This window comes from Streptomyces tailanensis (genome assembly GCF_008386495.1).
Classification (GTDB): Bacteria; Actinomycetota; Actinomycetes; order Streptomycetales; family Streptomycetaceae; genus Streptomyces; species Streptomyces tailanensis.
The window spans coordinates 1-5,418 of sequence record NZ_VTHJ01000051.1 but is presented as its reverse complement, the minus strand read 5'-3'; the positions used below and the strand labels follow the sequence as shown (position 1 = coordinate 5,418).

The window sequence follows — 5,418 nt, the reverse complement described above, 5'->3', positions numbered from 1 at the left end:
AATGGAAGGGTGCTGCTCAGCCGCCCGCGAGCTGCTGCTTGACCACGGCGGCGACGCGGCCGCCCTCGGCCAGCCCGGCCACCTTCGGGTTGACGATCTTCATGACCTGGCCCATCGCGCGCGGACCCTCGGCGCCGGCGGCCTTGGCCTCCTCGACGGCCTGGACGACGATCCGCGTCAGCTCCTCGTCGGACAGTTGCTTGGGCAGGTACTCGGCGAGGACCTCGCCCTCCGCCTTCTCCCGCTCGGCCGACTCGGCACGACCACCCTGCGCGAAGGCGTCCGCGGCCTCGCGGCGCTTCTTCGCTTCCTTGGTGATCACCTTGAGGACCTCGTCGTCGGAGAGCTCACGCTTCTCCTTGCCCGCGACCTCCTCCTTGGTGATCGCGGTGAGCGTCAGCCGGAGCGTCGAGGAGCGGAGCTCATCGCGCCCCCTGATCGCGGCGTTGAGGTCTTCCTGCAGCTTCGACTTGAGCGTGGTCATGGATCGATTGTCGCAGGTGTGGTGCGGGAAGCGCGCCTTGATTTCGCTGGTGTGTGCGGAGCGGATACCGCAGCCGGAGTGGGTTGTCCACAGGGGGAGTTGACGATCGCCGGTGGTGGGGCCGTGGTTGTCCACAGGCTGTACGGAGGCTCGGCGGGGTCTGACACGATGGACGCATGCGAGCGCGATACGGAGTACCTCTGGGGATCGCGGCGGTCGGTGCCGCCGGTGTGGTGTACGCGGCGGGTTTCGAGACCCGCTCCTTCCGGCTGCGAAGGGTGACGGTGCCGGTGCTGCCACCGGGCATGCGGCCACTGCGGATACTCCAGGTCTCCGACATCCACATGGTGAGCGGGCAGCGCAAGAAGCAGCGCTGGCTGCGCTCCCTGGCCGGGCTGCGCCCCGACTTCGTGATCAACACCGGCGACAACCTGTCCGACCCCGAGGGCATCCCGGAGGTGCTGGACGCGCTGGGCCCGCTGATGGAGTTCCCGGGGGCGTACGTCTTCGGCTCGAACGACTACTACGGGCCCAAGCTGCGCAACCCCGCCCGTTATCTCCTGGAGAAGGCCCAGGGCCGCCATGGCCTGAACGGCAACAAGCCCGTGGTCGGCGCGATCCACAACCCCTGGGAGGACCTGCGCGACGGGTTCGACGGGGCGGGCTGGCTCAACCTCACGAACACCCGCGGCACGCTGAAGGTCGAGGGCATGTCGGTGGAGCTCACCGGCCTCGACGACCCGCACATCAAGCGGGACCGCTACGCCCAGGTCGCCGGCGGCCCCTCGGAGTCGGCCGACCTCTCCCTGGGCGTCGTCCACGCCCCCTACCTCCGCTCCCTCGACGCCTTCACCGCCGACGGCTACCCCCTGATCCTGGCCGGCCACACCCACGGCGGTCAGCTCTGCATCCCCTTCTACGGCGCCCTCGTCACCAACTGCGACCTCGACACGGACCGCGTGAAGGGCCTCTCCACCCACACGGCGGCGGGCCACACCGCGTACATGCACGTATCGGCAGGCTGCGGCACCAACCGCTACACGCCGGTACGGTTCGCCTGCCCCCCGGAGGCTTCGCTGCTGACGTTGGTGGAGCGGGGGGCGTAGGGGGAGGGCTGGCCACCCATACGGATCACCCCGAAAGGCCCGTTTCGTCGGGGCGGCCTAGCGTGAAACGCATGACCGCACCGATACCCAGGGACATCCCCGACCTGCCGGCGATCTCGGGCATCCCCGCGCCGATGCCGTCCGTCGTGCCCGCGGCGGCGGTGGTGGCACCGGCACGACGCCGGCCGACGGCGGCCTTCCGCGCCCTGGTGGCGCTGGCGGCGGCAGCGGCCGTAGTGATCGAGATGGTCGCGGGCAGCCCCGTACGGGCCATGACCCACTTCTCGGTCCAGAGCACGGCCCTGGTGGCGCTGGTCTTCGCGGCCGCGTCCCGCCGCGCGTGGTCGGCCCGCCGCCCGCTGCCATCCCTGGTGACGAGCGGCACGGTGCTCTACGCGATGACCACAGCCCTGGTGTACCACCTGATCCTGGTGCAGGACCCGATCGCCTTCTCCCTGACGATGGCACCGACCGGCGCCCCGGTCACGCCCACGGGCTGGCAGGCCCTGACCAACCTCGCCTTCCACACGGTGATCCCCCTGGTGGTGGTGGCGGACTGGCTCCTCCTGACCCGCCCGTCCCCGCCCCGCCCGATCCACGCCGTGGCCTGGCTGCTCTACCCGATGGCGTACCTGGCGTTCACCCTCGGCCGCGCCGCCGTACTCACCCCCGACTGGCCGGCCCCGTACCTCTACCCGTTCCTGGACGCCACCCACCACGGCTACAAGGGCACCCTCGGCAACGCCCTCCTCCTGGGCCTCGCCATCTACGCCCTCAGCCTCCTCCTCATCGCCGCCGACCACCTCCGCCCCGACCCCGTACACCTCCGCCGGCGCCGCTCCAACCGCCACGACCGCCGCCCCGAAAACCGGATTTCGTCTCCAGCCACCAGTGGGCTAAAGTAAACGACGTCGCCGCGACGAGCAGCGGCAATCGGGGTGTAGCGCAGCTTGGCAGCGCGCTTCGTTCGGGACGAAGAGGTCGTGGGTTCAAATCCCGCCACCCCGACAGTGAAGTACCAGGTCAGGGGCCTGATCCGCTTAGCGGGTCGGGCCCCTGAGTGGTTTCTGGGGTCGTTTGGGGAGCCGTTTGGGAGCCGAGTTCGGGATCAGCTCCCAAACGGCTCCCGTCCTACAAGGCGGGCGACGCCGTGGCTCGCCTCAGAAACGAGACCATGTGGAGAGGGGACGCATGTGGAGGCGGGGGCTCTGAGCTTGATCTGCGGGCTAGGAGCGTGTCCCAGTAATCAACGCCGGGCCTGTCACTGTCATTGGATGATCGCTCCACTCGTCCGAAACGCGATGTCGTATCTCCGCCAGCGTCTGCGTCTCACTCACGAGAGAGTCAGCGACGGTTCGTGTTCCTGATCGCGGACCTGTCCGTCTGACACTCCGCGAAAGGCACAGCGCATGCACGTCGTCCCCGGGCTCAAGGTCCTGTACTTCGGAACTCCGGTGGTGCTGGTCAGCTCACTCAACGAGGACGGCACGGCGAACCTCGCGCCGATGTCCTCGGCGTGGTGGCTGGACCAGTCCTGCATGCTCGGTCTTGGCAACAACGCCCAAACTACCGCGAACCTGCTGCGTGAGGGCGAGTGCGTGCTCAGCCTGCCCTCGTCGGCGATGGTCGATGCAGTCGACCGGATCGCGCTCACCACCGGAAAGTCGGCCATGCCGGACTACAAGGCAAAGCAGGGCTACCGGCACGAGCCGGACAAGTTCTCGGTCGCACGGCTGACCGAGCAGGCATCGGATCTGGTCCGGGCCCCCAGGGTTGCGGAATGTCCGGTCCAGCTGGAATGCCGGGTCGTCTCGGCCCATCCCTTCGGCGGTCCCGAACCGCATGCCACTGCCTTCGAGGTCGAGGTCCTTCGCGCTCATGTCGAGGAAGACCTGGTCATCCCGGGGACGCACTATGTGGACCCGCTCGGCTGGGATCCGCTGATCATGAAGTTCTGCGAGTTCTTCGGCGGGGGACGCAACGTTCACCCGTCGAGACTCGCCGAGGGCTGGAACATGCCGCACCAGCTCCAGTCGACGACCGTCTGAGCAGGCAACCGGCGGCCCTCGCCTGCATCCCGTGACCATTCATACGAGATGATCACGGGATGCGTGATGGGGAGGGCCTGTTCGAGGTCGAGCCGATCGAGAAGAGTCGGCCGCAGACGCGTACGGCGGCAGCGGACAAGCGGTTCAGGGCGTTCGACCCGCATCAGGCCCTGCTGCTGCCGCCGTCGCTGGACGACTGGCTGCCCGAGGGACACCTGGCCCGGTTCGTCGTGGACCTGGTCGACGAGATACTCGACCTGGGACCGGTCCTGGCCGACTACACCGAGAAGCGGGGCTACCCGCCCTATGACCCCAGACTGATGGTACGTCTGCTGATCTACGGCTACACCACCGGCGTCCGCTCCTCCCGGGCGATCCAGCGCAAGTGCGCCGACGACGTCGCGTTCCGGTTCCTGGCCGCCGACCAGGCCCCGGACTTCCGCTCGATCGCCCGGTTCCGCCGCCGCCACCTGAACGCCCTGGCTGGCCTGTTCACCCAGTCACTGCACCTCGCGATCAAGCTCGGCATGGTCAAGATGGGCCGCGTCGCCCTGGACCGCACCAAACTCGAAGCGAACGCCTCCAAGCACAAGGCGATGAGCTACGGCCGCCTCATCGACAAGGAAGAGAGCATCGAGGCCGAGATCGCCGCGCTGGAGGCGAAGGCCGCCGCCCTGCTCGCCGACGCCGAGGCCACCGACGAGGCCGAGGACGCCACGTTCGGCGTCGACGGCAAGGACACCGACCTGCCCGCCGAACTCGACCGCCGCGAGAAACGCCTCGCCAGGTTGCAGGCCGCCCGCGCCCAGATCGAGGCCGAAGCCGCCGACAAGGCCCGCCGCCACGCCGAGGACAAGGAGCGACGCCGCCAGGCACGTGCGGGCAGCAGCGACGAGCAGGCCGTCACCGCTGCCGGCGAGGCCGCCGCCGCCAAGGCCCGGCCAAAGCCCAAGGCCCAGGCCAACTTCACCGACCCCGACTCGCGGATCATGAAGAACAGCGACGGCGCCTACATCCAGGCCTACAACGCTCAGGCCGTCGTGGACGAGGCCCACCAGGTCATCACTGCCGCCGACGTGACGACCAATGCCTCCGACGCGCTGAACTACACCACGATGCTCGACCAGTCCGCCGCCAACACCGCAACCCATCCCAAGCAGGCCCTCGTCGACGCCGGCTACTGCTCCGAGACGAACCTTGAGGCCGCGCGGGATCGCCAACTCGCCTGCAGCAGGCGACACGTTCATGGCTACCGGCCGACTCGGACACGACGAACAGGTCCCGCCCACACCACGCGGACGTATCCCCAAGGACGCGACCCTGAAGGAGCGCATGGCCCGCAAGCTGCGGACCAAGCCCGGCCGGAAGGCCTACAGCCGCCGCAAGGCCATCGTCGAACCCGTCTTCGGACAGATCATGACCTGCCAGAACGGCCGCCAACTCCTCCTGCGCGGTGAGGAAGGCGCCCGAGGAGAGTGGCGCCTGCTCGCCGCCTGCCACAACCTCCGCAAGATCTTCCGTCACGCCGGGACAGCAGGGATCGCCGCCCTGGCCGACTGACCAGCCGGGCCTCCCCGGCCACGTCGCGAGCCCTGCCGACCGAACACCCAGCGGGCAGACCGCACCCGAGCCCCACAGGCCCCGACAGGACCGCCGCGACCGATCCGCTGGCCACAGGCCGAGCCGCCTGCTCGTTACTGACCCACGCTCCTAGCTAGTGCCGCATCAGGCAACGTTCGCCCTGGGCGGTCTGCGACGATGGCGCCATGGACGAGGAAGT

At 68.9% G+C, this 5,418-nt stretch carries 4 protein-coding genes, 1 tRNA gene and 1 pseudogene; 5 read left to right on the top strand and 1 reads right to left on the bottom strand.

What is annotated here, in order from left to right:
* Window positions 1-16 precede the first annotated feature (16 nt).
* Window positions 17-484: a GatB/YqeY domain-containing protein gene (locus F3T56_RS32885; RefSeq protein WP_149829002.1), complete on the bottom strand. Its 468-nt coding sequence runs from the start codon at window positions 482-484 to the stop codon at window positions 17-19.
* A 176-nt stretch (window positions 485-660) separates the two neighbouring features.
* Here F3T56_RS32885 and F3T56_RS32880 point away from each other — a divergent pair, with 176 nt between their 5' ends.
* The 5 genes and pseudogenes from F3T56_RS32880 (at window position 661) to F3T56_RS32860 (ending at window position 5,198) form a co-directional block, all read left to right on the top strand.
* Window positions 661-1,590: a metallophosphoesterase gene (locus F3T56_RS32880; protein WP_149829001.1), complete on the top strand. Its 930-nt coding sequence runs from the start codon at window positions 661-663 to the stop codon at window positions 1,588-1,590.
* Window positions 1,591-1,661: 71 nt separating this feature from the next.
* A complete protein-coding gene (locus F3T56_RS32875) occupies window positions 1,662-2,495 on the top strand; it encodes a Pr6Pr family membrane protein (protein ID WP_149829000.1) in 834 nt (277 codons plus the stop codon).
* A gap of 29 nt (window positions 2,496-2,524) precedes the next feature.
* Window positions 2,525-2,598: transfer RNA gene (locus tag F3T56_RS32870), tRNA-Pro, on the top strand.
* Window positions 2,599-2,999: 401 nt separating this feature from the next.
* Entirely contained in the window at window positions 3,000-3,638 is a 639-nt protein-coding gene (locus F3T56_RS32865; RefSeq protein WP_149828999.1) for a flavin reductase family protein, read from the top strand.
* A gap of 95 nt (window positions 3,639-3,733) precedes the next feature.
* A pseudogene (locus F3T56_RS32860) lies at window positions 3,734-5,198 on the top strand (IS1182 family transposase).
* The last annotated feature ends 220 nt before the right edge of the window (window positions 5,199-5,418 follow it).

Bases quoted from the DNA above. Each gene is read 5' to 3' on its own strand.
- F3T56_RS32885 (WP_149829002.1), bottom strand. From the start codon at position 484: ATGACCACGCTCAAGTCGAAGCTGCAGGAAGACCTCAACGCCGCGATC.
- F3T56_RS32880 (WP_149829001.1), top strand. From the start codon at position 661: ATGCGAGCGCGATACGGAGTACCTCTGGGGATCGCGGCGGTCGGTGCC.
- F3T56_RS32875 (WP_149829000.1), top strand. From the start codon at position 1,662: ATGACCGCACCGATACCCAGGGACATCCCCGACCTGCCGGCGATCTCG.
- F3T56_RS32865 (WP_149828999.1), top strand. From the start codon at position 3,000: ATGCACGTCGTCCCCGGGCTCAAGGTCCTGTACTTCGGAACTCCGGTG.